At 58.0% G+C, this 24,478-nt stretch carries 26 protein-coding genes and 1 pseudogene; 15 read left to right on the forward strand and 12 right to left on the reverse strand.

Annotated elements, in window-relative coordinates; genetic code table 11:
- Positions 1–122 precede the first annotated feature (122 nt).
- Positions 123–956: a nucleoside-binding outer membrane protein gene (locus H096_RS27875; protein WP_033902538.1), complete on the forward strand. Its 834-nt coding sequence runs from the start codon at positions 123–125 to the stop codon at positions 954–956.
- Here the strand turns inward: H096_RS27875 and punC are convergent.
- A complete protein-coding gene (gene punC / locus H096_RS27880) occupies positions 953–2,137 on the reverse strand; it encodes a purine nucleoside transporter PunC (RefSeq protein WP_033902539.1) in 1,185 nt (394 codons plus the stop codon). The two genes, H096_RS27875 and punC, sit on opposite strands and share 4 nt — an antisense overlap.
- 122 nt (positions 2,138–2,259) lie before the next feature.
- On the opposite strand from punC, the gene punR reads away from it, so the two are divergent.
- A complete protein-coding gene (gene punR / locus H096_RS27885; RefSeq protein ID WP_033902540.1) occupies positions 2,260–3,183 on the forward strand; it encodes a DNA-binding transcriptional activator PunR in 924 nt (307 codons plus the stop codon).
- On the opposite strand, the gene H096_RS27890 is transcribed toward punR, so the two are convergent.
- Positions 3,164–4,333, reverse strand: coding sequence for an aspartate aminotransferase family protein (locus H096_RS27890; protein ID WP_033902541.1), 1,170 nt, complete (start codon positions 4,331–4,333; stop codon positions 3,164–3,166). The genes punR and H096_RS27890 overlap by 20 nt on opposite strands.
- A gap of 102 nt (positions 4,334–4,435) precedes the next feature.
- Here H096_RS27890 and H096_RS27895 point away from each other — a divergent pair, with 102 nt between their 5' ends.
- Positions 4,436–5,341, forward strand: coding sequence for a LysR family transcriptional regulator (locus H096_RS27895; RefSeq protein WP_033902542.1), 906 nt, complete (start codon positions 4,436–4,438; stop codon positions 5,339–5,341).
- On the opposite strand, the gene H096_RS27900 is transcribed toward H096_RS27895, so the two are convergent.
- Complete coding sequence (locus tag H096_RS27900) at positions 5,338–5,961, reverse strand: HAD family phosphatase (RefSeq protein ID WP_033902543.1); 624 nt, start codon at positions 5,959–5,961, stop codon at positions 5,338–5,340. The genes H096_RS27895 and H096_RS27900 overlap by 4 nt on opposite strands.
- A gap of 294 nt (positions 5,962–6,255) precedes the next feature.
- Between H096_RS27900 and H096_RS27905 the strand changes: the two genes are divergently transcribed.
- Entirely contained in the window at positions 6,256–7,479 is a 1,224-nt protein-coding gene (locus H096_RS27905; RefSeq protein ID WP_033902544.1) for an anthrax toxin-like adenylyl cyclase domain-containing protein, read from the forward strand.
- A gap of 62 nt (positions 7,480–7,541) precedes the next feature.
- On the opposite strand, the gene fabV is transcribed toward H096_RS27905, so the two are convergent.
- Entirely contained in the window at positions 7,542–8,735 is a 1,194-nt protein-coding gene (gene fabV / locus H096_RS27910; RefSeq protein WP_033902545.1) for an enoyl-ACP reductase FabV, read from the reverse strand.
- 308 nt (positions 8,736–9,043) lie between these two features.
- Here fabV and H096_RS27915 point away from each other — a divergent pair, with 308 nt between their 5' ends.
- Positions 9,044–9,868, forward strand: a complete 825-nt coding sequence (locus tag H096_RS27915) for an aspartyl/asparaginyl beta-hydroxylase domain-containing protein (RefSeq protein ID WP_033902833.1) — start codon at positions 9,044–9,046, stop codon at positions 9,866–9,868.
- A 150-nt stretch (positions 9,869–10,018) separates the two neighbouring features.
- Entirely contained in the window at positions 10,019–11,392 is a 1,374-nt protein-coding gene (gene ppnN, locus H096_RS27920; RefSeq protein WP_033902546.1) for a nucleotide 5'-monophosphate nucleosidase PpnN, read from the forward strand.
- 1 nt (position 11,393) lies between these two features.
- Here ppnN and H096_RS27925 read toward each other — a convergent pair whose 3' ends face one another.
- Positions 11,394–11,786: a RidA family protein gene (locus H096_RS27925; RefSeq protein ID WP_033902547.1), complete on the reverse strand. Its 393-nt coding sequence runs from the start codon at positions 11,784–11,786 to the stop codon at positions 11,394–11,396.
- A 155-nt stretch (positions 11,787–11,941) separates the two neighbouring features.
- On the opposite strand from H096_RS27925, the gene H096_RS27930 reads away from it, so the two are divergent.
- The 3 genes from H096_RS27930 (at position 11,942) to H096_RS27940 (ending at position 13,038) form a co-directional block, all read left to right on the forward strand.
- Positions 11,942–12,199, forward strand: coding sequence for an AbrB/MazE/SpoVT family DNA-binding domain-containing protein (locus H096_RS27930; RefSeq protein WP_033902548.1), 258 nt, complete (start codon positions 11,942–11,944; stop codon positions 12,197–12,199).
- Complete coding sequence (locus H096_RS27935; protein ID WP_033902549.1) at positions 12,196–12,591, forward strand: type II toxin-antitoxin system VapC family toxin; 396 nt, start codon at positions 12,196–12,198, stop codon at positions 12,589–12,591. The genes H096_RS27930 and H096_RS27935 overlap by 4 nt, the downstream gene beginning before the upstream one ends.
- A gap of 102 nt (positions 12,592–12,693) precedes the next feature.
- A complete protein-coding gene (locus tag H096_RS27940; protein ID WP_033902550.1) occupies positions 12,694–13,038 on the forward strand; it encodes a hypothetical protein in 345 nt (114 codons plus the stop codon).
- Between the two features lie 7 nt (positions 13,039–13,045).
- Here the strand turns inward: H096_RS27940 and H096_RS27945 are convergent, their stop codons facing one another.
- Positions 13,046–13,375: a YXWGXW repeat-containing protein gene (locus tag H096_RS27945; protein WP_033902551.1), complete on the reverse strand. Its 330-nt coding sequence runs from the start codon at positions 13,373–13,375 to the stop codon at positions 13,046–13,048.
- Positions 13,376–13,504: 129 nt separating this feature from the next.
- Positions 13,505–14,404 carry a DMT family transporter gene (locus H096_RS27950; RefSeq protein ID WP_033902552.1) on the reverse strand — a complete coding sequence of 300 codons (900 nt, stop codon included), beginning with the start codon at positions 14,402–14,404 and terminating at the stop codon, positions 13,505–13,507.
- Positions 14,405–14,502: 98 nt separating this feature from the next.
- Here H096_RS27950 and H096_RS27955 point away from each other — a divergent pair, with 98 nt between their 5' ends.
- Positions 14,503–15,339, forward strand: a complete 837-nt coding sequence (locus tag H096_RS27955; RefSeq protein ID WP_033902553.1) for a LysR family transcriptional regulator — start codon at positions 14,503–14,505, stop codon at positions 15,337–15,339.
- Positions 15,340–15,410: 71 nt separating this feature from the next.
- Here H096_RS27955 and mqo read toward each other — a convergent pair whose 3' ends face one another.
- Positions 15,411–17,057 carry a malate dehydrogenase (quinone) gene (gene mqo, locus H096_RS27960; RefSeq protein ID WP_033902554.1) on the reverse strand — a complete coding sequence of 549 codons (1,647 nt, stop codon included), beginning with the start codon at positions 17,055–17,057 and terminating at the stop codon, positions 15,411–15,413.
- Between the two features lie 482 nt (positions 17,058–17,539).
- Here mqo and H096_RS27965 point away from each other — a divergent pair, with 482 nt between their 5' ends.
- Positions 17,540–18,727: an MFS transporter gene (locus tag H096_RS27965; RefSeq protein WP_033902555.1), complete on the forward strand. Its 1,188-nt coding sequence runs from the start codon at positions 17,540–17,542 to the stop codon at positions 18,725–18,727.
- Positions 18,728–19,002: 275 nt separating this feature from the next.
- Here H096_RS27965 and H096_RS27970 read toward each other — a convergent pair whose 3' ends face one another.
- The 3 genes from H096_RS27970 to H096_RS27980 are packed head-to-tail and all read right to left on the reverse strand — an operon-like array spanning position 19,003 to position 21,726.
- The gene (locus H096_RS27970; RefSeq protein WP_033902556.1) at positions 19,003–20,292 is read right to left on the reverse strand and encodes an ISL3-like element ISPpu12 family transposase; all 1,290 of its coding nucleotides are present in this window, start codon (positions 20,290–20,292) and stop codon (positions 19,003–19,005) included.
- A 21-nt stretch (positions 20,293–20,313) separates the two neighbouring features.
- The gene (gene lspA, locus H096_RS27975; RefSeq protein WP_003821921.1) at positions 20,314–20,826 is read right to left on the reverse strand and encodes a signal peptidase II; all 513 of its coding nucleotides are present in this window, start codon (positions 20,824–20,826) and stop codon (positions 20,314–20,316) included.
- A 3-nt stretch (positions 20,827–20,829) separates the two neighbouring features.
- Positions 20,830–21,726, reverse strand: coding sequence for a cation transporter (locus H096_RS27980; protein WP_004364974.1), 897 nt, complete (start codon positions 21,724–21,726; stop codon positions 20,830–20,832).
- Positions 21,727–21,821: 95 nt separating this feature from the next.
- Here H096_RS27980 and cadR point away from each other — a divergent pair, with 95 nt between their 5' ends.
- From cadR to H096_RS27995, 4 genes and pseudogenes are all read left to right on the forward strand, one after another.
- Positions 21,822–22,229: a Cd(II)/Pb(II)-responsive transcriptional regulator gene (gene cadR, locus H096_RS27985; RefSeq protein WP_009403731.1), complete on the forward strand. Its 408-nt coding sequence runs from the start codon at positions 21,822–21,824 to the stop codon at positions 22,227–22,229.
- A 119-nt stretch (positions 22,230–22,348) separates the two neighbouring features.
- Positions 22,349–22,513: pseudogene (locus H096_RS34785) on the forward strand (Wzz/FepE/Etk N-terminal domain-containing protein); the annotation flags it as partial.
- Positions 22,514–22,570: 57 nt separating this feature from the next.
- Positions 22,571–22,969, forward strand: coding sequence for a hypothetical protein (locus H096_RS34650; protein ID WP_241495548.1), 399 nt, complete (start codon positions 22,571–22,573; stop codon positions 22,967–22,969).
- Between the two features lie 363 nt (positions 22,970–23,332).
- Positions 23,333–24,172 (forward strand): lipopolysaccharide kinase InaA family protein, encoded by an 840-nt coding sequence (locus H096_RS27995; protein ID WP_033902557.1) that lies wholly within the window; start codon positions 23,333–23,335, stop codon positions 24,170–24,172.
- 33 nt (positions 24,173–24,205) lie between these two features.
- Here the strand turns inward: H096_RS27995 and H096_RS33695 are convergent, their stop codons facing one another.
- Complete coding sequence (locus H096_RS33695) at positions 24,206–24,427, reverse strand: hypothetical protein (protein WP_082461930.1); 222 nt, start codon at positions 24,425–24,427, stop codon at positions 24,206–24,208.
- Positions 24,428–24,478 lie beyond the last annotated feature (51 nt).

A 24,478-nucleotide genomic window follows, 5' to 3' on the forward strand; every position in this document is an offset into this window, starting at 1 on the left:
TATGCAATGTTTGGACTGGATGTCCATAGAGTTGTATACAATCAATCGAACAAGTTACCCTCCATCGGCGTTACAAAAACAATCCGGCCGTGATGAGCCAGAACGCCAAAGGACCCAGAACAATGAAAAAGGCACTACAGGGCGCAACCGTCGCAATCACCCTGCTCGGCGGCGGGGAGGCCGTCGCAGTGGAATGGATGAACAACAGCGTAGGATTTCGCTACGGCCAGCAGTTCACCAATCCGAATAACCCCGACGAATTCAGCAAGCGCATCTACAGCTTCACCCACGCCAGCGGCTACCAGTACGGCAGCAATTTCCTCAACCTCGATGTGTTCCTGTCCGACAGCCGTGACCCGCGCAAGGGGACTGATCATGGCGGGAGTGAGGTGTACGCGGTGTACCGCCACCAACTGTATGCGTCGCGGGTGTTCGATATGCCGTTGGGCACCGGCCTGGTCAAGGATTACGCGCTGACCCTGGGTTTTGACGCCAACCGTAACAACAACTTCGCCTCAGCCAAGAAACGCGCACTGGTGATTGGCCCGACACTGAAGTTCAACACCGTCGGCGTTCTCGACCTGAGCCTGATGTACTACAAGGAAAGGAACCACACCGGCATCCCCGGCGCGAAGGAGTCGAACCACACGTTTGACGACACCTACATGCTCAACCTGACGTGGATGCGCCCCTTCGAAATCGCCAACCATGCGGCGAAATTCCAGGGTTTCATCAATTACGTCGGGGAAAAAGGCGAGGACTACCACGGGCGCGATACCGCGCCCGAGGCCCTGATGCGCACCGCGCTGATGGTGGCGGTGCGACCGGGCAAAAGCGTCAAGCCAAACCTCTACCTGGGGGTGGGCTACGAGTATTGGCATAACAAGTTCGGCGTGGATGGCGGCCGGGGTAGCCGCACATCGACGCCGACGGTGAACCTGGAAGTGACGTTCTAGGCGGTCGCCAGTTCCGAATCACCGGCTTTCGGCCGCGCCAGCCAGTAACCCAACACCGCCAGTGGCGCGGTCGCCAGCATCACGATCACGGTGATCAGCAGCGGTTGCTCGATCATCGACGACACCAGCAGGCTGCTGAGGAAACACAGGCCCAGTTGCAGGGTGTTTTGCAATGCCGCCGCCTTGCCGGAATTTTCCGCAAACGGCATCAGCGCATTCGCCACGACGATGGGGTAACTGGCACCGTTGACCAGCGCCATCAGGCAGAATGGAATCAGCAACGTGGTGAGGGTCGGCACCGTCAGCGTGGCAACCAAGTACAACGCCAGCATGCTGATGCAATATGCCAGCAACAACCAGGGCAACAGCGTCTTGCCCTGGAAGTGCTGCAAGGCGCTGCGGCAACTGTAGCCACCGACCAGGAAGGCCAATGTCGGCAATACGTAGCTCAGGCCAATATCATTCGGGCTGTAGCCCATGTCGCCCAGGATGAAGGGCGAAGCCGTCAGCCAGGCGAAGAAACTGGCCGAGCAGGCGGCGAAGATCATGACGTTGCCGGTAAACACGCGAGACGTCAGTAACTGCCCATAACCGAGGTGCGAACGCTCACCCGCCTCTGCCGGACGTTTCGCCGTGGTGCGCAGAGACAATGTCGGTAGCAGCAACAGCAATGAGACGCCCAGCAATACGCCAAAGATCGCCTGCCAACCCAAGTGATTCAGCACCATCGCGCCCAGCAAAGGCGCCAACGCTGGCGACAACGACATCAGCGGCATAATGCTGGCGAACACACGATGAGCCTTGTCGGCCGGGTAGCGGTCGATCACCAACGCCTGCCAACTGACGGCGGCGGAACACACGCCAATCGCCTGGACAAAACGCAGCGCCAGCAATTGCGGCGCGGTCTCGACCCAGAACATCCCCGCGCAGCCCAGCACAAACAGGCTCAGGCCGGCGAGCAGGACGGGCTTGCGCCCCAGGCGGTCGGACAATGGCCCCCACAACAACTGCCCCACGGCAAAGCCGGCGAGGAAAATACTCAAGCTGGCGCCTACCGCGCCTGCGCCGATATGCAACTGTTCGCCCATGGCGCCGAACGCCGGCAGATACATGTCCATGGCGAGGTAACCGAGCATGCTCAGCCCCGCCAGATACCAAGTGAAACCAAAAGAATTTTTCATTGAAGCCTTGTTAATCCTGCCATCAAACTATTTGCTGACTGGCGCCCATTATGAAGCTGACAGTTTCTGTGTGAAGCGATAATAATTGGACACTCTTATCAATAAATTTGAAGGCAGCTACCATGTGGTCAGAATATTCCCTGGATGTGGTCGATGCCGTGGCGCGCCATGGCAGTTTCAGCGCCGCCGCTCAGGAACTGCATCGCGTGCCGTCAGCCGTCAGCTATACCGTGCGCCAGCTGGAAGAATGGTTGGCAGTGCCGCTATTTGTGCGGCGCCACCGGGATGTGGAACTGACGCCCGCTGGCCGCCTGTTTATCGACGAAGCCCGTGGCGTGATGAAAAAAATGCTCGGCACCCGACGCCTATGCCAGCAGGTCGCCAACGGCTGGAGCGGCCAGTTGAAGGTGGCCGTGGATTCCATCGTCAAACCTCAGCGCTGTCGGCAGTTGGTGCTGGACTTCTATCGACAATTTCCTGAGGTCGAGCTGTTGCTGGAGTACGAGGTGTACAACGGCGTATGGGATGCCCTGGCCGATGAACGCACCGAGATTGTGATCGGCGCGACCAGCGCCGTGCCGGTGGCCAGTCACTTCACTTTCCGCGACATGGGCTTGTTGAACTGGCTGTGCGTGGTCAGCGCGCGACACCCGCTGGCCAGCGTCGAAGGGTTACTGAGTGACGATCAACTACGCCCTTTCGCCTCGCTGTGCATGACCGACACCTCGCGCAACCTGCCCAAGCGCGACACGTGGACATTGGATAACCAGCGACGCCTGGTGGTGCCCAATTGGGCTTCTGCCATCGATTGCCTGCGCGACGGCCTGTGCGTCGGCATGGCGCCGGCGCATCAAGTGTTGCCGTGGGTCGAGCGCGGTGAGTTGGTGGCACTGCAATTGAGCCGGCCGTTTCCGGCCAGCCCGTCGTGTGTGGCCCGGGCGCAGAACAAGCTGTCCCCGGCCATGGCCTGGCTGTTGGAATACCTGGGCGATACCGAGACCCTGAACCAGGAATGGCTCAACGGCCCTACGCCAGCAACCGAGTAATGGCCCGCACGATCATCTCGACCTCTTTTGCATCCAGGGTCAGCGGCGGCAGCAAGCGAATGATTTTGCCCCGCGTGACGTTGATCAGCAGCCCGTGTTCCTGGGCCGCGCGCTGAGCCAGGTCACGGTAGGGGCTGGCCAACTCGATGCCGATCATCAGCCCCTGGCCACGAATCGCCAGGACCTGCGGATGTTCACTCAACTCCACGCGCAACCGCGCCAGCAGGCGCTCGCCCTGTTGCGCGGCGTTCTGTAGCAAACCTTGCTCCTCGATGATGTCCAGCACGGTGCACCCCACACGACACGCCAACGGGTTGCCACCAAAGGTGCTGCCATGACTGCCCGGCGTGAACAGTTGGGCCACCGCGGACCGAGCCAGGCACGCGCCGATCGGCACACCATTGCCCAGGCCTTTGGCCAGGGTCATCACGTCCGGGACGATGCCTTCATGCTGGAAGGCGAACCAGGTGCCAGTGCGGCCGATGCCGGTCTGGATTTCGTCCAGCATCATCAGCCAGCCATGGCCTGTGCAGTGGTCGCGCAGGGCTCGCAGGTAACCCGGTGGTGCAGGCAGTACGCCACTTTCCCCCTGGATCGGCTCCAGCAGCACCGCTGCAATGCGCGGGCCAAATGCCTTTGTGATCGCTTCCAATGCCGCCAGATCACCAAAGCGCACCTTGAGAAAATCCCCCGGCAACCGCTGGAAGCCCAGCCGCACCGAGGGGCCATCGCTCGCGGCCATGGTGCCGAGGGTACGGCCATGAAAGGCGTTCTCCATCACCACCACCAACGGCTCTTCGATGCCCTTTTTCCAGCCATGCAGGCGCGCCAGCTTGAGCGCTGTCTCATTGGCTTCAGCACCGGAATTATTGAAGAAGGCGCGGTCCAGGCCTGACAACTGAGAGAGGCGCTGGGCCAGCCGTTGTTGCCAGTCGATGCTGTAGAGGTTGGAGGTGTGCAGCAAGAGCCCAGCCTGCTCGCTGATCGCCGTCACCAGCCGGGGGTGCGAATGGCCGACATTGGTCACTGCCACGCCGGCGACCGCGTCCAGGTATTCGCGGCCCTGCTGGTCCCAGAGTCGCGTGCCCAGGCCGCGCGTGAAGCTCAGTGCCAAGGGTTGATAAGTGGTCATCAGGCAGGCGGCGGTCATGGTGCGGGCTCCAGTGCATCGTAGTGATGGCTGCAGTATCGTTAGCCACCTCGGCTGGATAAACTGCACATTCCTGCAATGACTTTAAATCAAGGCTTGATAATGGATCTATTCCAGGCAATGTCGGTGTACGTGAAGGTGGTCGAGACCGGCAGCATGACGGCCGCAGCCCAGGCCTGTGGGATGTCCACCACCATGGTCGGCAACCATCTGCGTGCCTTGGAGCAGCGCCTGGGCGTGAGCCTGCTCAAACGCACCACGCGCAAACAAAGCCTCACGGAATTCGGCGGGCAGTATTACCAGCGCTGTCTGGAAGTGCTGGGGTTGGTGGCCGACTCCGAACAACTTGCCGAGCAAGCCCACAGCGATATCCCCAAAGGCAATCTGCGCATCACTGCGCCCCCCGTGTTCGGCACCGAACGCCTGACACCGGCCTTGAGCGAATTTTCCCGGCGCTACCCACTGATCAACCTGTACGTGGTGCTGAGCAATGAGCGGATGGACTTGGTCGACAGCGGCTTCGACGTGGCGATCCGTCTTGGTGAACTGGAAACCTCCAGCCTGATCGCCCGGCCAATGCAGGACTACACCCTCACACTCTGCGCGTCACCTGAATACCTGGCACGACGGGGCACGCCGCAAACGCCCGATGAGCTGCAGCACCACGACTGCCTGGCGTTTGCCTACCCGGCAAGTGACAACTGGCGCGACGCCGACAAACTGTGGCGAATGACCGGCGAGGGCGGCGAGGTCGAGGTCCCGGTGTCCGGCTCATTGACCATCAACAGCTCGCAAGGCTTACGCCAGGCGGCCGTCAACGGCATGGGCATCATCATGCTGGCCGACGCCCTGGTACAACCGGACCTGGAAAGCGGCAAGCTGGTGGCCTTGCTCACTGCCTATCGACTCCCCAGCCGCCCCATGCACCTACTCTACGGCCAGGACCGTTATCGCCTGCCCAAACTGCGCGCCTTCGTGGATTTCGCCATGGAAAAGTGGGCGCGCTAGAAGCTCACGCCCAACGCTCGCAATTGCGCGGCGGTACCTTCGGCCGACACGTGGTGGATCCCCTGCCAGCCGAGGGCGATGGCCGCCTCGATATTGCCGGCAACATCATCGATAAATACCACTTCAGAGGGCTGGATGTCCGGCAGGTGGCCGCGTACCTGACTGAGACTGGCGTCGTAGATTGCCGCATCAGGCTTGATCAGTTTCAGCTCGCCAGACACCACGATATCGCGAAAGCACTGCAGGAAAGGGTAGTTGGCCCGCGCATAAGGAAAGGTTTCCGCCGACCAGTTGGTGAGCCCAAACAACGGCATATCGGCTTGGTGCAGCGCCTTGAGGATCGCCACGCCTTCCGTCAATGGGCCACGCAGCATTTCGTGCCAACGGTCGTAATAGGCCTGGATCAGTCGTTCATGATCTGGGTGCTGCTCGATCAGGCTGCGGGTACCTTCGGCCAAGGAGCGACCAGCGTCCTGCTCGGTGTTCCAGGCCTGGGTGCAGATATTCTCGAGAAACCATTGCCGCTCGTGATCATCGGCAATCAGCTTGCGGTACAGGTGCTGCGGGCTCCAGTCGAACAGGACACCGCCGAAGTCAAAAACCACTGCACGAATTGTCATACGCTCCTCCCATTCATTTGCACGACAGTTTCCCATGCTGATCGCACCCAGCCGCGAGTCAACACGCGTAGGATCGCTCTGATAATTTCACCGCTCAAACGCAACAAACACCTAGGCAGCATCACGTTTGCGCACCGGAACGACCCTCCTCCCATTACGCTTCATACAAGCCGTCATACTTTTTCCTCCCCGCCGAAGAATGGCTTCTTTAATGTCTCCCGTGCAATCGAAGGAATACTGGGGTCTGGAAGGGATCATCCAACATGCCAATAAAACATGATTTGGAGATGCACCATGATAGGCGTACTGAGTTCAGCCCAGATATCGCGTCAGCTTGGCTTGAATGCTTTGCAAGGCTCTCCACCGCGTCAGTCGACGGCCACTGCACCAGAGGCAAACGACTCGGTAAGGATCGCATTCGAGCGCACCAGGAAACAAACGGGAATAGTCCCGAGCCACCTTGTCCCTTTGCAGGAAATTGCGGCGCAGACCAACTCCATCATCGGCGTGCGTCCAGTCGAAACCGTCGCCATCGGGTTGATAGAAGCCGGCCACCCCACCAAGAACTTTCATATCAAGGGAAAAAGTGCCAACTGGGGACCGCAGGCCGGCCTGATCTGCACGGATCAAGCCTTCAGCAAGCTTGAGAAATTCAAGCACGAAGCCCCCGAGAAACTGAACCGCGCCAATGAGCAAGTCGCGGACTGCATCCGCAAAAACGATGCAGTCGCCATCCCTCTGGAAATCTCACAAAATCGCCTCGGTGAATTGATGAGACTCGGCCACATCGTTGAACTGGCACCCACAGAGAAGGACGGCATACTGAGTTTCAGCTCCAAGGGGCCTAGCCAGCAGGTGTATGCATTCGAAGGCAAACGCACGTCGCCCTCAGCAGATAACTACTTGATCAGCCATGAGGGCAAGCCTCTTGAAGTGCTAGCGGAGCACACGGGGGGCAAGGCATTGACGGCCGACTATGACCTGCACATGGTGGCGCCCCACCTCAGCGACTACGGCGCTGAAGACAAGCTGCCGGTGCCCGATGTCGCGCACAGCGTTTTGACGCAAAGGGTTGATAGCTACAGACAGCATCATTCAGACCCCAAGGCTTACCAAGTACCGATGGCGTTGAGTGCAGACTATGAAAGCCCCCTTCACTTCTATGAAAAGGAAGACAAACATCTGGGCAACGCCTCACCGCGAATAAAGCAAATGATTGATTTGATTAATCATCGGTTGGTCGGCAATGGCGAGAAGGTGGTCCACCACAACGCGGACTCCGGCAGCCCGGCAACAGATGTCGCCGCCAACTACCCGGCAACGTTCTTCCTACCGACCAAGCTGGGGCGGTTCGATGAAATCTGCATGATCCACGACAGCAAAGAAATGGCGGAATTGGTCAAGACAGCCAAAGACAGCGGCTATCACGTGCCCCTGAATCCGCTGTGGGAGAAAGAGGTGGTGAGTATCAAGCGCACTGGTTTTAGCAAGGCCCTTCGAGTGTTCAACCAAGGCTGAACGCGCGTTGGGGAAGAACAAAACAGCAGCCTCATAATCGAGACTGCTGTCTATTCCATCACTTAAGCCGAGATGAGACCGTTGATCTTCACGGTCGGATTCACGTCAGCCTCGTAGTCCACACCGTCGATTTCAAAGCCGAACAAACGCAGGAATTCAGCCTTGTAGCCGGCAAAATCGCTGATCTCGTTGACGTTGTCGTCGGTGACCTGATTCCACAGTGCCGCCACGGCGTCCTGGACCTTCGGCTCCAGCTCGGCCAGGTCAGCACGCAAGCGGCCATCGGCGTCGAGTTTCGGCTGGCTGCCGTACAGGCTGTCCTTGAACAGGCCGTAGACCTGTTCGATGCAACCTTCGTGGGTGCCCTGCTCTTTCATCACTTTGAACAGCAGCGACAGGTACAGCGGCATGATTGGAATGGCCGAGCTGGCCTGGGTGACCACGGCCTTGAGCACCGACACACGGGCGTCGCCCTTGAGTGCCGCGAGGTTGTCGCGCAGGGTCAGGACTTTCTTGTCCAAGTCTTTCTTGGCTTCGCCGATGGAGCCGTTCCAGTAGATGTCCTGGGTCAGCTTCTCGCCAAGATAGGTGAAGGCGGTGGTTTTCGCGCCTTCGGCCAAAACGTCGGCGTCACGCAGGGCGTCGATCCACAGCTGCCAGTCTTCGCCGCCCATCACTTTGACGGTGCCGTCGATTTCTTCCTGGGTTGCAGGCTCAAGCGTGGTGTCGACCACAACGCCCTTGTCGGTATTGATACCGCGCAGGGTCACAGCCTTGCCGATCGGCTTGAGGGTGGAGTTGTGCACCACGCCTTGCGGGTCGGTACGGCGTGGCGCGGCCAGGCTGTAGACCACCAGATCGATCTTGCCCAGGTCTTTCTTGATGGTTTCGATGGTCAGGCGCTTGATCTCGTCGGAGAACGCGTCGCCGTTGATGCTCTTGGCGTACAGGCCTTTCTCGACGGCAAACTTCTCGAACGCAGCGCTGTTGTACCAGCCGGCGGAGCTCAGCTTGCCTTCTTCGCCTTCTTTCTCAAAAAACACGCCCAGGGTGTCGGCGCCGCAGCCAAAGGCAGCACTGATGCGCGCGGCCAGGCCGTAGCCGGTGGAAGCGCCGAGGACCAGCACCTTTTTCGGGCCGCCTTCGATGACGCCGTGTTGAGTCACGTAGTCGATCTGCTCTTTGACGTTCGCTTCACAGCCAACAGGGTGAGCGGTCACACAGATAAAGCCACGAACCCGCGGTTTGATGATCATAAAATTTCTGCCTCTTCCAAGGTGCCGAAGGCCAATGGTGGCCATTCAACTTCAATCGTACCGGTCTATGACGTCCAAAAAACCGAAGCGTCACGATAGTCGCAAATCTTCTGTTTACAAAATCCAATCCACTCAACGCTGATCCGGTTAAAAACTGTGTAGCGCCTTCACAATTTTGCAATATTTAAAACGCCTCTCCAGCGTCGAACGCCTTATCATGACGTAGTTGTTTCAATATGTTTCACACCTTCCCACTCGCAGCCACGGATCCGGACCTGTCGAATGGCGTCCAGCTGGAGCTGAGTTTCATGAGCAAGTCTGCCTTACGCAAAAAAGCCGTGTCGGTCGCCTGGGTACTCGGCGTCCTGTTGATCATTTGCCTGATCCCCCTGACAACGGCGGTGTTTCTCAGCCTCGTCGTGGTCTGCGGGGTCTATGATTTCCTGCGCAACGGCCTGTATGACCGTGACACGTTCAAGAAATATTTTATCGGCAGTGGCCGCAACACTTGGCTGCTGGCGCCGTTCAACACCCTGTTCGACCTGTTCAGCTCGCCTAACCGCCACGTCTACACGATGGCCGACCTGCCACCGGCCTGGCGTGAAGACCTGCAACAGGTCATCGACGATGCCATGGCGCACAAGGATCAAATCATTGGCTATCTCGACGAACGCATGGCCGAGAAGAAGCGCGGCATGTTGTTTTTCCAGTGGTATGGCCAACCCATCGAGACCACCCTCGACATCCCGGAACTGCGCAAAAAACTACCATTCGTGAAGACCATCGGCGTGTCGGTTTTCAATGAAAACCGCTCCACCTCCTTCCACTTCGGCCCCCTGCGCATGATGTTCCGCGTGCTCTACAACATGGCGCCAGCACCCCATCACGAAGGCGTCTACATCCAGGTCGGCAAGCACAAGCATTACTGGCACGACGACCCGCTGTTTATCTTCGATGACACCCTGATGCACGCGTCTTTCAACAAAAATGATGCCAAGCGTTACTGCCTGTTTATCGACATCGTGCGGCCAACACCGGTGCCGATGGTTCTTAACGCTGTGATCGCTGGGTTTGCCGGGATGGCCTTTACCCTGCGTCGGGTTTTCTACAAAAACTGGAAGCTGATTCAGTGAGTTCTGCGGCATGATGGTGCTGGACGGTGTTTGCGCTCGGCCTTGCGCCTGAGGTAAATATCCGTCTCGTGCGACCGAATTCGGCGCCCATCATTCTCAAGCCATCGCGGCCCCCTGTGGGTGCGGTGGCTGCGCTTTCAAGGAATCAGAATGCCCCAACGTCAAGTCATCAATGCCTCCGTCAGCCCCAAGGGCAGCCTCGAAACCCTGTCCCAACGTGAAGTCCAGCAACTGAGCGAAGCCGGCACCGGCAGCATCTACACCCTGTTCCGCCAGTGCGCCCTGGCGATCCTCAACACCGGCGCACACATCGACAACGCCAAGACCATCCTTGACGCCTACAAAGACTTCGAAGTGCGCATCCACCAGCAAGACCGTGGCGTGCGCCTGGAACTGCTGAATGCCCCGGCCGATGCCTTCGTCGACGGTGAAATGATCGCCAGCACCCGTGAAATGCTGTTCAGTGCACTGCGCGACATCGTCTACACCGAGAACGAGCTGGACAGCCAGCGCATCGACCTGAGCAATTCCCAGGGCATCACCGACTATGTGTTCCACCTGCTGCGCAACGCCCGTACGCTGCGCCCCGGTGTCGAGCCGAACATCGTGGTGTGCTGGGGTGGGCACTCGATCAACACCGAAGAATACAAATACACCAAGAAGGTCGGCCATGAACTGGGCCTGCGCAGCCTCGACGTGTGCACGGGCTGCGGCCCCGGCGTAATGAAAGGCCCTATGAAAGGCGCGACCATTTCCCACGCCAAGCAACGCATTACCGGCGGGCGCTACCTGGGCCTGACCGAGCCTGGCATCATCGCTGCCGAAGCGCCGAACCCGATCGTCAATGAGCTGGTGATCCTGCCGGACATCGAAAAACGCCTGGAAGCCTTCGTACGTGTGGGCCACGGCATCATCATCTTCCCAGGCGGTGCCGGCACAGCCGAAGAGTTCCTGTACCTGCTGGGCATCCTGATGCATCCGGACAACCGCGACCTGCCGTTCCCGGTCATCCTCACTGGGCCGAAACACGCAGCGCCGTACCTGCAGCAGTTGCACGCGTTCGTCGGCGCCACCTTGGGCGAAGCGGCCCAGGCGCACTACCAGATCATCATCGACGACCCCGCCGAAGTGGCGCGCCAGATGACCGCCGGCCTCAAGGCCGTGAAGCAGTTCCGTCGCGAGCGCAACGACGCGTTCCACTTCAACTGGCTGCTGAAGATCGACGAAGGCTTCCAGCGCCCGTTCGACCCGACCCACGAGAACATGGCCAGCCTGCAACTGAGCCACGCGCTGCCACCCCACGAACTCGCCGCCAACCTGCGCCGTGCGTTCTCGGGGATCGTAGCGGGTAACGTGAAGGACAAGGGCATCCGCCTGATCGAGCAGAACGGCCCCTACGAGATCCACGGTGACCCGGCCATCATGAAACCGCTGGACGAGCTGCTACAGGCGTTTGTCGCCCAGCACCGCATGAAGCTGCCGGGCGGCGCAGCGTATGTGCCGTGCTATCGCGTGGTTCAGTAAGCTAGCGCTGCACTGCCACGCATTTGATTTCCACCAGCAGGCCGGGGTGTGCCAGTTCGGACACTCCGATGGTGGTCCAGGCGCAATGCCCGCGTGGGAACAGGCGGTTTTTCACGTCACGGAAAACCGCCATGTGCTGGCTCATGTTGACGTGGTAGGTGGTCATGTCCACCACGTCGTCGAACGTACAGTCACCCTCCTCCAGGACCTGCCTCAAGTTCTCCCAGGCTGCGACGAATTGCGCCTCTGGATCGTCAATCACAGCCAATGCCTCCGTGCGTCCGACCTGTCCTGCGCAGTACAACGTCTTGCCGACCTTGACGGCGGGCACGTAACCAGCACGTTCGACAATGGGGCGCATGGCAGCAGGGATAATGAGCTGGCGATCGGTCATATGTTGTATCTCTTTGCGGGTGTTTTCGGACGTGCCCGAGGCATAACTCGGGCTATCTTTTTACCTGTTCCGATCAACTCACACCAGAAGAGCAACCTATGGACCAACGGATCTTGTCCTCCATAATTCCTTACCCTAAGGTAAGGAGCATCACGATGGAGATCTTCACTATGGCCACCGCCACGCTTACTTCAAAAGGGCAAATCACCATTCCCGTCCAGGTCAGAACTGCCCTGGGCCTGGAGACAGGCGATCGCGTTGAATTTGTCGAAATGGAAGACGGCAAATTTTCCATGATTGCCGCCAGCAAAACCGTACATGATCTCAAAGGCCTGATCCAAAAGCCCGCCAAGGCCGTCTCGCTGGATGAAATGAACCGTGCCATCGCGGCACAAGGGGCGAAAGCGAGATGATCGGGCTGGATACCAATGTGCTGGTGCGCTATGTCACCCAGGACGATCCCGTGCAATCGCCCAAGGCATCTGAGTTGATTGAGTCGCTCACCGCCTTTGCACCGGGCTTTGTCAGCCTGGTGTCCGTGGTGGAATTGGTATGGGTTCTACAAAGTTGTTATCAGTCTGCCAAGGGTGATGTCGTGACCGTGCTCGAAACGCTGCTACGCACCCGAGAACTGACCATCGAACACGCCGAGATCATCTGGCAGGCACTGCGACGATTCACCGCCAGCACAGCCGATTTCGCGGACTGCCTGATAGAACGCTGTGCTCATGCTGCAGGCTGCGAATATACCGCCACCTTTGATTTGAACGCTGCGAAGGCCGCGGGGATGAAACGACTGATCTGAGCCTTTGCCGTTGCGACGCCCACCAGGCTTTGGTAAAAGTCGCGTTCAACCCCCATCGAGAGAAAGACCTACGTGCGCACGCTTCTTCTCGCTACCTTGACGATGGCGTCCGGCACGGTGATCGCCGAATCGATCACCTGGCCCGACCTGCCAAAGACCTGCTTCGTCAGTGGTCGCTCCGCCACCAGCCTGGACGTCGACGCGGGCTGTGCAGCCTTCCTGATCAACGTGAAAGGCCAGGCCGCAGGCACGCCGATCAAGCTGGATATTCCGCAGTACGCCCTGCACGTCGACGAAGCCACCGGCAAAGAAACCCCGGTGATCCTCATCCAGGCAGAAGAGAACGGCGAAATCAAAGCCGTCGGCTACAAGGAACTGGGCACCGATCAACTCGGCGCCGCGCTATTGCGTGAAGTTCGGCTTCTGGGCACGACGAAGCCGATCTGACCAAGGCTCAACGAACCCAGCCACCGCCTTGCCAATGGTAGCCGTCGTTGCGCTGGACCCAATGTGGATGCACGTAGCGATAACCTTCGCGCACCGGCTCCCAGTGGCCGTGTACTGCGACATAGCGCCCGCCTTCCCAACGCCAATAGCCGCGTGACCAAATGTAGCCATAGCGCACCGGCGGCTCGACTTCGATCACCTGCACCGGCGGCGGTTGCGGCGCGATGACTTCCACATATTCGCGTTGTACCGGCCTGCGCTCATGCACGACGCGCTCTTGCACACACCCGGATGCTGCGACGACCATGGCCGTCAATGCCGCATAACGTAGCCACATACAAACCCCTCGGACGCTGACGCCCAACACTTGCACCGCGAAAAATCCCCCGTTGTGACAGCCGCGCTCCTGCTTGGCTGTGGGTATTTTTAACAGGTGATGTCTGTCAGCTTGCTGAACCCGCAAGCCTCAAGAGGCGCACGCGACGGTCGGTCGTTTCAGGCGCACCAACAGCAGCCCGGCGACAACCACGGCAATGCCGGCGCAGGTCGAGGCATGGATCACATCGCCGAACATCAGCGCTGCCCACACCAGCGTTACTGGCGGCTCCAGGTAGACCAGCGCAGCGACGTGGGTCGCGGTCATGACGCGCAGGAGCATCCAGAGGCTCAAATAGGCAACGAAGGTTGAGAACACAGTGAGCCAGACAATTGAGATCAATACGTCTGGGTCGCGGGGAATGCTCAGCGTGTCGGTATAGAGCACGGCGACGGTAAAGCCGATCAAGGTCAGCAAAGACTGGATGAACAGCGGCAGGACCAAGCCTGCGTCCTGGCTTTGCACCGTGCGGCGCTCATACAGGGTCGCCAGCGTCAGCCCCAGCGCCGCAGCCAAGGGCAGCAAGTAAATGACAAGACCAACGCCTTCCCCGCCACTGCCGTACTGCCCGGCAATCACGATGGAAACGCCAACGAAGCTGATCATCAGGCCAACCCACTGCCAGCCGCCACTGCGCTCGGTTGCGCTACCCATCGACAACGCCGCCGTCATCAACGGCTGCAGGGCCGCGATGATGGCGGCAATGCCAGGAGGCAAGCCGTTCTGGATCGCAACGTAGAGGCAACTCAGGTACAGGAACTGCGAGAGAAACCCAATGACGGCGTAATGGCGAACCTGCGCCCATGAAACCTTCAACAACCTGACGTTCAAGAACAGCCCCAGGCACACCGAGACCAACAGGAATCGCCAGAACAACAGGTTGAACGCCCCGCCGCCCTGCGTGCCCAATTTGGCGCCGATATAGCCAGAGCTCCACGACAGCACAAATGCCGCCTGCAACAGCAGCCGCTTTAAGGTTGATCGCGTCATGAAGCCTCCGGTCAGTGCACGTTGACTGAAAGGCTAATGGCCACGCATGATTCTGTATATTTGAATAACCTGCACCATCAATCCATAAAAGTGGAATCATGGCTAAACAACTGAATATCGACCTGCTGCGTACCTTTCACGCCGTGGCGCGCTTTGGACGTTTCAACGAAGCGGCCGAGCAGGTTCACCGCAGTGCGTCAACCGTGACCACACAGATACAAAAGCTCGAAGATCAGGTGGGCCAACGCTTGTTCAGCCGCAGCAACCAAGGCGTGGAGTTGACGCTCTACGGTAAGAAACTACTGGGCGAAACCACCGAATTCCTCAAGAGCCATGATCGCCTGCTGATCTCGCTGATGCCCCAGCGCATGCAGGGCAAGATCCGCCTGGGTGTACCGGACACCTATGCACCGGCCTTCATTCGGGAGTTTTTACCCCGGTTGATCGCTGACAACCCGCTGCTGGAGCTGGAGGTCGAAGCCCGCACCAGCGGCGAGTTGCTCAACCTGTTCACGGCCAATCACCTGGACCTGACCATCACCGTAAGCGCACACCCGCTGGCCCAGGGAGAACGTCTGGGCCCGGTACAGCCGCTGTGGGTCGCGGCCGAGCACTTTAGCTGTCCGTCGAATGCACCGCTGCCCATCACCGTCCCCATCGCCGGCTGCCCCTATCGCGCCGCCGCCTTGCAGGTACTGAAGGATCACGGGATTTATCACCGGATGCTGCTGGAAAGCCCCAATTCATCCGCCGTCGAGGCCTGCGTGCGCAGTGGCGTGGCGGTAGGCCTGATGGAGGAAAGCCGCATGGGTGAAGGGCTCAGGCAGATGACAGACCTGCCTCCGTTGCCAGCGCAACATCTGTACTTGTTGTGCGATAGCAGCAATGCACTGGCGTTGCATCTGCATGAGCAGCTCAGGCACTTCCAGGTCTGAACGCCAGGGACAAAAAAGCCCGCTGACCGTTACCGGTTCAGCGGGCTTTTTACATCGGCTCGATACTTGGCTTACAGCGCCAGGTCAGAGGCCGGCTTGCTTGGCTCAGCTGCTGGCTTGGCAGCCTCGGTGGCCTTCGGAGCAGCACCTTGAGGAATCGCAGGAGGCGTCGGCAGTTGCAGGATTTCGGCGGTGTACGCCCATTCCTTGGCAACCGCTTCAGGGCTGTCGTTCAGCTTGGTGCCGTAGCTCGGTACGATCTGGTGCAGCTTGGTCTGCCACTCAGGGGTCGCGACCTTGTCCTTGAAGACTTTCTGCAGCACGGTCAGCATGATCGGAGCCGCGGTGGACGCGCCTGGCGATGCACCCAGCAGGCCTGCGATGGTGTTGTCGGCGGAGCTGACCACTTCCGTGCCGAGTTTCAGGACGCCGCCCTGCTCTTCGTCACGCTTGATGATCTGCACGCGCTGACCGGCTTGCCACAGGCGCCAGTCGGATTGCTTGGCGTTCGGGAAGTATTCCTGCAGCGCCTTGAAGCGGTCGTCATCCGACAGCATCAGTTGGCCGGCGAGGTACTCGACCAGTGGGTATTCGCGAATACCGACTTTGGTCATTGGCCAGATGTTGTGGGTGGTGGTGCTGGTCAGCAGGTCCAGGTACGAGCCTTCTTTCAGGAACTTGGTCGAGAAGGTCGCGAATGGGCCAAACAGGATCACGCGCTTGCCATCCAGCACGCGGGTGTCCAGGTGCGGAACCGACATCGGCGGTGCACCCACCGACGCTTTGCCGTAGGCCTTGGCCAGGTGCTGCTCGGCCACGGTTGGGTTATCGGTCACCAGGAACGAGCCGCCTACCGGGAAGCCTGCGTATTCCTTGGCTTCAGGAATGCCCGACTTTTGCAGCAAGTGCAGTGCACCGCCGCCCGCGCCGATGAATACGAACTTGGCGTCGGTTTCGGTCTTGGTGCCGTCTTTCAGGTTTTTGTAGCTCACACGCCACGAACCGTCGGCGTTCTTGGTGATGTCCTGCACTTCGCTCGACAGCTTCAGGTCGAACTTAGGCGTGGTCTGCAAGTGAGCGACGAACTGGCGGGTGATCTCGCCGAAGTTCATGTCGGTACCCAGCGGGCTCCAGGTAGCCGCGATTTTCTGGTTCGGGTCACGCCCTTCCATCATCAGCGGAACCCACTTGGCGATCTGCGCCGGGTCTTCGGAGTACTGCATGCCAGCGAACAGCGGGCTCGCTTTCAGGGCTTCGTAGCGCTTTTTCAGGAACTTGATGTTGTCATCGCCCCACACAAAGCTCATGTGCGGTGTGGTGTTGATGAACGAACGCGGGTTCTTCAGTACGCCCTGCTGGACCTGCCAGGCCCAGAACTGACGGGAGATCTGGAACGCTTCGTTGATCTCGACCGCTTTCGGGATCTCAACGTTGCCGTTCTTGTCTTCCGGGGTGTAGTTCAGCTCAGCCAGGGCCGAGTGACCGGTACCGGCGTTGTTCCAGCCGTTGGAGCTTTCTTCGGCCACGCCGTCGAGGCGCTCGACCATTTCCATCGACCAACCCGGCTCCAGCTCATTGAGCCATACGCCCAGGGTTGCACTCATGATGCCGCCGCCAATCAGCAGCACATCGACTTTCTTTGCCTCTTCCGCGTGAGCGGAGCTGATCCCCAGCGACAAAGCCAGCCCCAGCAGGGCAGTGTTTACTTTTTTAAACATCAGTAGCACCTATGATAAAACGCCATCCGCCCTACCGCCCCTGATCATGGGCAACCCTCCATCGCAGCTGCGCAAGGCAGCACCGCGGGGTTTGCACATTCACGAGAGAACCGCAGGGTGGGCACACAAGGCCGACGTATCGACCTCACTGTTTATGTCCCTTCTGCGCTGACTTCTTATCATTATTGGCTTCAGCTACCTGGGCGACAGCCAATCGCTGGGACGTATGCGGATGTACGCACCCAGGAAAGACTAGACCAAGACGGCGCGCAGAATATCACGGCAAACAGCGTTTATGCGCCGTTTGGCCAATTGACAGCTCTAAATCGCGGCTTTTAATGCTCCGATGTCAAGCTTGGCAGGCGCGACCTGGGGTCACAGGCGCGGAACTCTGCCGAAAAAGGCTGTTCTAGACACCCTCGGCGCCGCTTGCGTAGCATCGACGGCTCCCCTTCGTGCAATCCATTCCAATAGAGTTACCCATGACAATCCAGCAAACACCCAGGCATGTGCTGCCCGCGCGCAGCGCCGCAAAAATGGAAGCTGCCATGGCCGTGGGCGCCTTCGCGATCGGCACTGGCGAGTTCGCCATCATGGGCCTGATGCCCGACATCGCCCACAACCTCAACTTGAGCGAACCCCAGGTCGGCCACGCGATCAGCGCCTACGCCCTTGGCGTGATGGTCGGCGCCCCACTGCTGGCGATCCTCGGCGCCAAACTCCTGCGCAAACATATGCTGCTGTTGCTGATGGGGCTGTATGCCCTGGGTAACCTGGCCACGGCCTTCACCCCGACCTTCGGCTCACTGGTGGCGTTTCGATTTATCAGCGGCCTGCCCCACGGTGCCTATTTCGGTATTGCCGCAGTGGTGGCTTCGAGCATGGTGCCGAACGACAAACGCGCCGGCGCTGTAGCACGGGTGATGATGGGACTCACCCTGGCGATGCTCCTGGGCAACCCGATTGCGACCTTCCTTGGACAATATCTGGGCTGGCGCTCGGCGTTCGCGTTGGTGAGCGTCATCGCGCTGTGCACGATTGCACTGGTCTGGCAATTCGTTCCCGACCGACGCGACGAACCCCGTAGCGACCCACGCAAGGAACTGCGCGCCTTCACCAAACCGCAGGTGTGGATGGCCCTGGCCATTGGCGCCATTGGTTTTGCGGGAATGTTCTGCGTGTTCAGCTACCTGGCGCCGACCATGCTCGAAGTCACCAAAGTCTCGCCGCAATGGATCCCCTTCGGCCTCGCGGCATTTGGCGTGGGTGGGATCATCGGCAATATCGCTGGCGGCAAGCTGTTCGACCGCCTGCAGTTTCGCGCGGTGGGCTTGATCCTGGTGTGGTCGATGGCGGTGTTGGTGTTCTTCCCGTTTGCCGCAGGCTCGTTGTGGGGCGTGCTGCTGGGGATCGGACTGGTCGGCACCATGGTGTCATTGGCGGCGCCGCTGCAGATCCGCTTGATGGATATCGCCCACGAAGCGCCGAGCCTGGCGGCGGCGTCCAACCATGCCGCATTCAACTTGGCCAACGCGCTGGGGCCGTGGTTTGGCGGGATGGCGATCACAGCTGGACTGGGGTGGACGAGTACCGGGTATATCGGGGCCGCCACGGCACTGGTTGGGCTGGGCGTTTATCTGGCGGCGCGAAAGATGCGCGGTGGACATTAAGTGCTAGGCACGTGAACGATTGTGTCGCAGGAATGATCCTACGAAAGGCACCATGAATCGGCGCGACTATAAAAAAAGAGGCGCGCCAGCCCCTGCAGACAAGAACCATTCTCAGCCTCCTGCGATGACGCACTATTGCGTGGGCGTATTGTGTTTTTTTCTCTACAATTCGTGAACGCAAATAAAGGAATTTTTCGTGAGCCGCCCAACGAATTCAGGGTATACGGATTTAATGGTTGATGGGGCACCTTCACCCCATCAATCTGATACCACCCTCAGATGGTTGATAGATCGACTCCGTAGTTGAGTTCCTCTGCGAAGTCCGGCAGTCCGTAACCGATGGTTTTCTTGTAGAAAGGAGAGACCTTCGCAGTCGGTGCCTTCTTCTTGTGCTTCGTGGTGTAGAGCATTCGTGCCCGCATCACCTCGAAGGAGTAACCGCGCCCTTCACGGTTCTTGTCCTTGGCCAGTCGGTTGATGGACTCCGTGTAAGCGTTGGTGACGGGCATGTCCGTCTCGAAGTAGGTCATGGTCTCTTCGCGCCAGTTTCCCACTGCCCTGACCAGATCGCTCCAGACTTCCTTTTGGCCCTTCGGGATGGTGGCTATCCACTCGTCCAGGGCGGCTTCTGCCTGGAGCCGTGTGGTGGCGTCCCAGATGCCGTAGAAGCGCTCCTTGTGCTCGTAGGCGGCCAGCAGTTGCGGGAACGCGCCTGTCCAGGTCTCCATGATGAGGCGCTCCCGGTCTGAGACTTCGTGAGCGCGTTTCAGCAGGATTTTCCGGTCTCCCTTGAGAGTCCGGCTCTGGGACGGTTTCAGCTCCTTTCTGAGGCCCTTGCGCACTCTCTCTAGGGCATCGTTGGCCATGCGCACCACATGGAACTTATCGACCACGATACGGGCCTGGGGCAGCACAGCCTTGACCGCTGCCCGGTAGGGGTTCCACATGTCCATGCTGACGATCTCGACCTTCTGCCGGTCTTTCAGCTTCATCAGGTAGTTGGTCACCACGTCCTGGCGGCGGGTGGCCAGCAGGTCGAGCAGGGTTCGCTCCTCAATGTTGGTCAGAATGCAGCGGTAGCGCTTGTTCAGGTATAGCTCGTCAATGCCCAGGATGCGGGGCGTCTCGAAGCGGTGCCAGCGCCCCAGGAACTCGGCGCGGGCGTTGAAGATGTCGCGCACCGTCTTCTCGTCCAGGCCGGTCTGTGCCGCCACAAAGGTGTAGGGGTGGTTGAAGGATTCCTTCTCCACGTACTCATGCAGCCGCAGTGTCATACGGAATCCGTCCACCATCTCCGGTAGCTGGGGCCTGAATGTTGTCTTGCAGGCCCGGCAGGTGTATCGGCGGCGGACCACCCAGAGAGTGACCCGCTTGCCGTGGATGGGCAGATCACGATAGGGAACGTCACGCTTGCCGAACCGTACGAACTCACCCTGCACGCCGCATTCCTCCCAGGCGATGGGATCGGGCACGTCCACCTGGAAGTGCATTTCGTCGTCGGTTGATTTGCAGCCCAGTACTTGGTATTGCGGCAGGTGAAGGATGTTGTCGGGAAGTTCGGTCATGGTGTTGTATAGGCGTAGGTGTCAGTCAGATCCATCCGACTCGGCATTGGTGTTTGCTTTTTTACCCAACAAGCTGCTGGAAACGAAAAGTAAGGCACCGAGGACAATTGCAATATCAGCCAGGTTGAAGGCCGGCCAATGCCAGTCTCGCCAATAGAAATCAAAGGAATCCACAACATAGCCGCGAAAGACCCGGTCAATCAGGTTGCCCATGGCGCCACCGAGGATAAGACTGTAAGCGATGGCTTCTCCTTTATGACGATTTTCAAGGATCAGCTTGATCAGAAAAATCGAGACCACTACCGCGATTCCGATAAAAAAGTAGCGCTGCCAGCCTCCACCATTCGCAAAAAGACTGAATGCGGCACCGGTGTTCCATAGGTGCACCCAGTTAAAGAACGGGGTCACCGAAACATACTCGCCATAGGCCATTGATTGCTGCACCAGCCACTTTACAGCCTGATCAGACGCTGCCAGCAGGCCCGATATGGACAATAGGGCATACGGCGAGAGCTTTTTGCCAATAATGAGCATTATTTAACCCTTCAACGCCAAAATGCGTCTGGCACCGTTAAGTACAATGCCCCCCGCGATGGTGCCGATAATCAGATCCGGATAATTGGAACCGGTCCACGCGACCAGGGCGCCGGCGGTGATGACCCCCAGGTTGATCACCACGTCGTTGGCCGAGAATATCCAGCTTGCCTTCATGTGCGCCCCGCCTTCCCGATGTTTGGATATGAGCAGCAGACAACTGGTATTGGCAATCAATGCGACGAATGCGATAGCCATCATCACCAGCGATTCAGGCTCACTACCGAATACAAAGCGTCTCACCACCTCTACGAGCACGCCCACAGCCAAGATCAGTTGCAGTACACCAGCAAGATGCGCGGCACGTACCTGCATTTTCACGCTATGTCCAACCGCATAAAGGGCAAGCCCGTACACCGCCGCATCGGCAAAATTGTCCAGGGATTCTCCAATCAGGCCGGTGGACCGGGCGATCAGACCGGCAGTCATTTCCACCACGAACAGAAGTGCATTGATGCCGAGCAACCAGCGCAGGGTCCCGGATTCTTGCTTAGCAGAAGCTGCCGAAAACTCGGCGGCCTTGATGGTCTCCGGATTTGCAGCGACGGTTTCCTGAAGCGAGGCGCCTAGCCCCAAGGTCTTCAGTTTCGAGGTGACGGGCTCGACCTCGCCGTCATGCACGACCTTCAGCCGGCGGTTCGACAAGTCGAAGGACAGCGCCCGAATTTCCTCAAAGCCGTTCAGGGCTAGGCGAATCATTCGTTCTTCTGATGGACAGTCCATCTTCGGCACGGCATAAACACTGACCCATCTCCCTGGCGCCTCGGAGGAGGCCTGTATATCGGTATCCGCTGCGGACGTTGCATCACCGCCACAGGCGCCACCACAGGATTTGCTCATGATACGACTCCACTTGAACAATGTTGTGGTACCATTTAAAACTATAAAGCTACTATAAGGTCAATAGAGTAAAGAATCCGTTGGGGAGGAGGCTGATGCGCATTGGTCAGTTGGCGCAGTTGGTAGGGGTCGAAACACAGACGATCCGCTTCTATGAACAGCAGGGCTTGTTGCCGCCGCCTGATCGGCAGGACAACGGTTACCGTGTCTATACCGAGAAGCATGGTGAGGGGCTGGCCTTCATCCGTCGCTGCAGAATCCTGGGCCTGTCACTGGCTGAGATTCACGAACTACAGAGCTATGAGGACGACCCTCATCAGCCTTGTACCGCCGTCAACGCCTTGCTCGATGATCACATCTCTCATGTGCGGTCGCAGATAACCGCTCTGCAAGCGCTTGAGAAACAACTCGTTTCACTGAGAGCGAGTTGCAACGATGACCGGGAAGTTGAGGCGTGTGGGGTTCTTGCTGGAATTAGCGAAGGAAACATGCACCAGCAGTAGGTGAAGCATCAACCAGATAATCCGATGAGATGCCGGTCTGTCTCACTCTCATGCAAAGGTAAGATCAACCATTTAATCCGCTTACCCCGAATTCAAAAGCCCGCCCTAATGATGACGAAATAGATCCGATACCACTTATCCAGGCATTATGGAAAGGCAAGATAGCCGTTATTGCAGCCACCTTAATAGGCGCCGCCGTTTCATTAGCACTTTATGCATCGTCACCCGAACAATGGATTGCCAGCACTTACATCACTAAACCATCCCTTTACAGCTTATATAAAGAAGTCAATGAAAAAGACGCTCCAGTCACAGCAAGTCCATTGCCGCTGGAAACCAAGTTGTACAGCACAATCCAAAATGATATTTTTTATTCCGCAATGGGCATCATGACTGCCAAATCCGTTACGTTGACAGACGCCCCACCCAAATCAATTGGAAATGAGCCCGTCCTTTATATCGCTTCAATTGCTGCTGGTACGGCAGCCATGGCTACAACACAGCTGGAATCAGCAATGGCGACTGCAAACTCCGAAGCCATAGTCCTTAATCTACCGGCATTGGCTGCAAACAATACGCTCAAAGCATTCAGCACTCTCGACGAAATAAAAACTGTCTCGACCAAGACGACAAAAGCCACCAGAAAGTTCGCCTCCCTGGGCGCTTTGTTAGGGTTTATTCTAGGGAGCGCCTTTGTGCTTGGCAGGTTTTTGATTCGACAGTACAAACAGTCGCATTGAGCGCGAACATCACTCTAAGAGCGCTTCAATCAAAAAACAAACAACACAGACCAGCAGAAAAACAATAAAAACAATGAACAATTTCGCTGAACGTGTTGTTTTCATTAGAAGAACTTTAATAAAGTAAGATAATAGCCTAACGCCATTATTGCACCACGACCCATTTTTTTTACAGCATTTTTTTGCTGAAACATGATATTCATACAGCCTTTAACGCACACCGAATCCATACTCAAAAGAAATAGTCAAGAAATACAAACAGATAGAACGAAATTTTTAAGCTCTGTTCAGGTTATGTTCAGGTTGGATCCAATACCTTCAGGCTGTAACATATCCGTCATACACCAATGACAAGGATGTGTTTTGAGCTTTCCCGACAGCATCGTGCTCCAGAGTTTTCCATCGACACTCAGCCATCGCAACGCCACGGTCCATACCACACAGGGCACTGACGACAGCGCCCAACAGGCGATTCAGGACCTGATCGACACCCGCTACCAGTTGAAAAATCGCATCAGCGCTCCACTGAAAGGAATGGAGAATGACCTGTTCGCCAAATCCCAACCGCTCGACAGCCTCAGGCCCAAATTGCGCGTCACATTCGGCCGCTCAAAGCGCGACGGCACATTCGACTGGCCGGTGGAAGAGGTCATCAACACCTTCAGCGCACAGAAACGCGGCGCCCCCGTCGCCGGCCTGTATGGCTTCGGCTACAGAAAATCAGCGCTAGGCCTGATCCAGGAGTTTTTCATCTTCACCGAGATGCTCGACGGCTACCTCAGTGGACTGACTTGGCTTGAACAAGAGCGCGACATCCACAGCCTGATCACTGCATCGTTCAAATTGCTGCGTACCCTGCACAGCAAAAACGTGGTGCACATGGACTTCTGGGCCGAAAATGTGATGATCAATCTGGAGCATCCCACCCTCGCCAAGGCGATCGACCTGGAAAACTGTTTCCTCACTCCGACAGAACACCTCAGCGAGGTACTCGCATTCCAGTTCGGTTTCTATTATCGGCGGGAGATTTTCCGGTTCGTGATCGAGCAGGATTACGATCGTATGGTCATGGAGGAATTGGGTAAATATGAAGGGATTGATCGCAGTCGCTTTGATGAAATGTACGCGTCAAGCAAGCACGAAAACATAAGCCGTCGGGCGCGGCGTGAGATTTATCATAAAGGCACGCTCACCACCCGCTGACTCCGCTGGGCTGCACAACAGCCCACTACCCCATCAATCGTCGTGCAGCAACCCGGAGCCGTACTCACCATAACTGCTCCCAAGCCCACTGCCTCCAAAACTCATCTTGGCGGCTTTGCTGGGGCTATGGTCACCAAACGCCTGGCATCCCCCTGAAAAGCATGGGTCGTGGCTCACGCTTGATAAATCGGACGAGCAAGCTCCCAGCAGTAAAGTGCTGGTGATCAACACGATTTTGATCAGTTTCGAGGCCATAATCCCGCTCCCATTGGACTGGAGGCGTGGACGGCCTCTGTCAGACCTATC

Origin of the sequence: Pseudomonas sp. FH1 (genome assembly GCF_000510895.2) — a bacterium.
Classification (GTDB): Bacteria; Pseudomonadota; Gammaproteobacteria; order Pseudomonadales; family Pseudomonadaceae; genus Aquipseudomonas; species Aquipseudomonas azotoformans_A.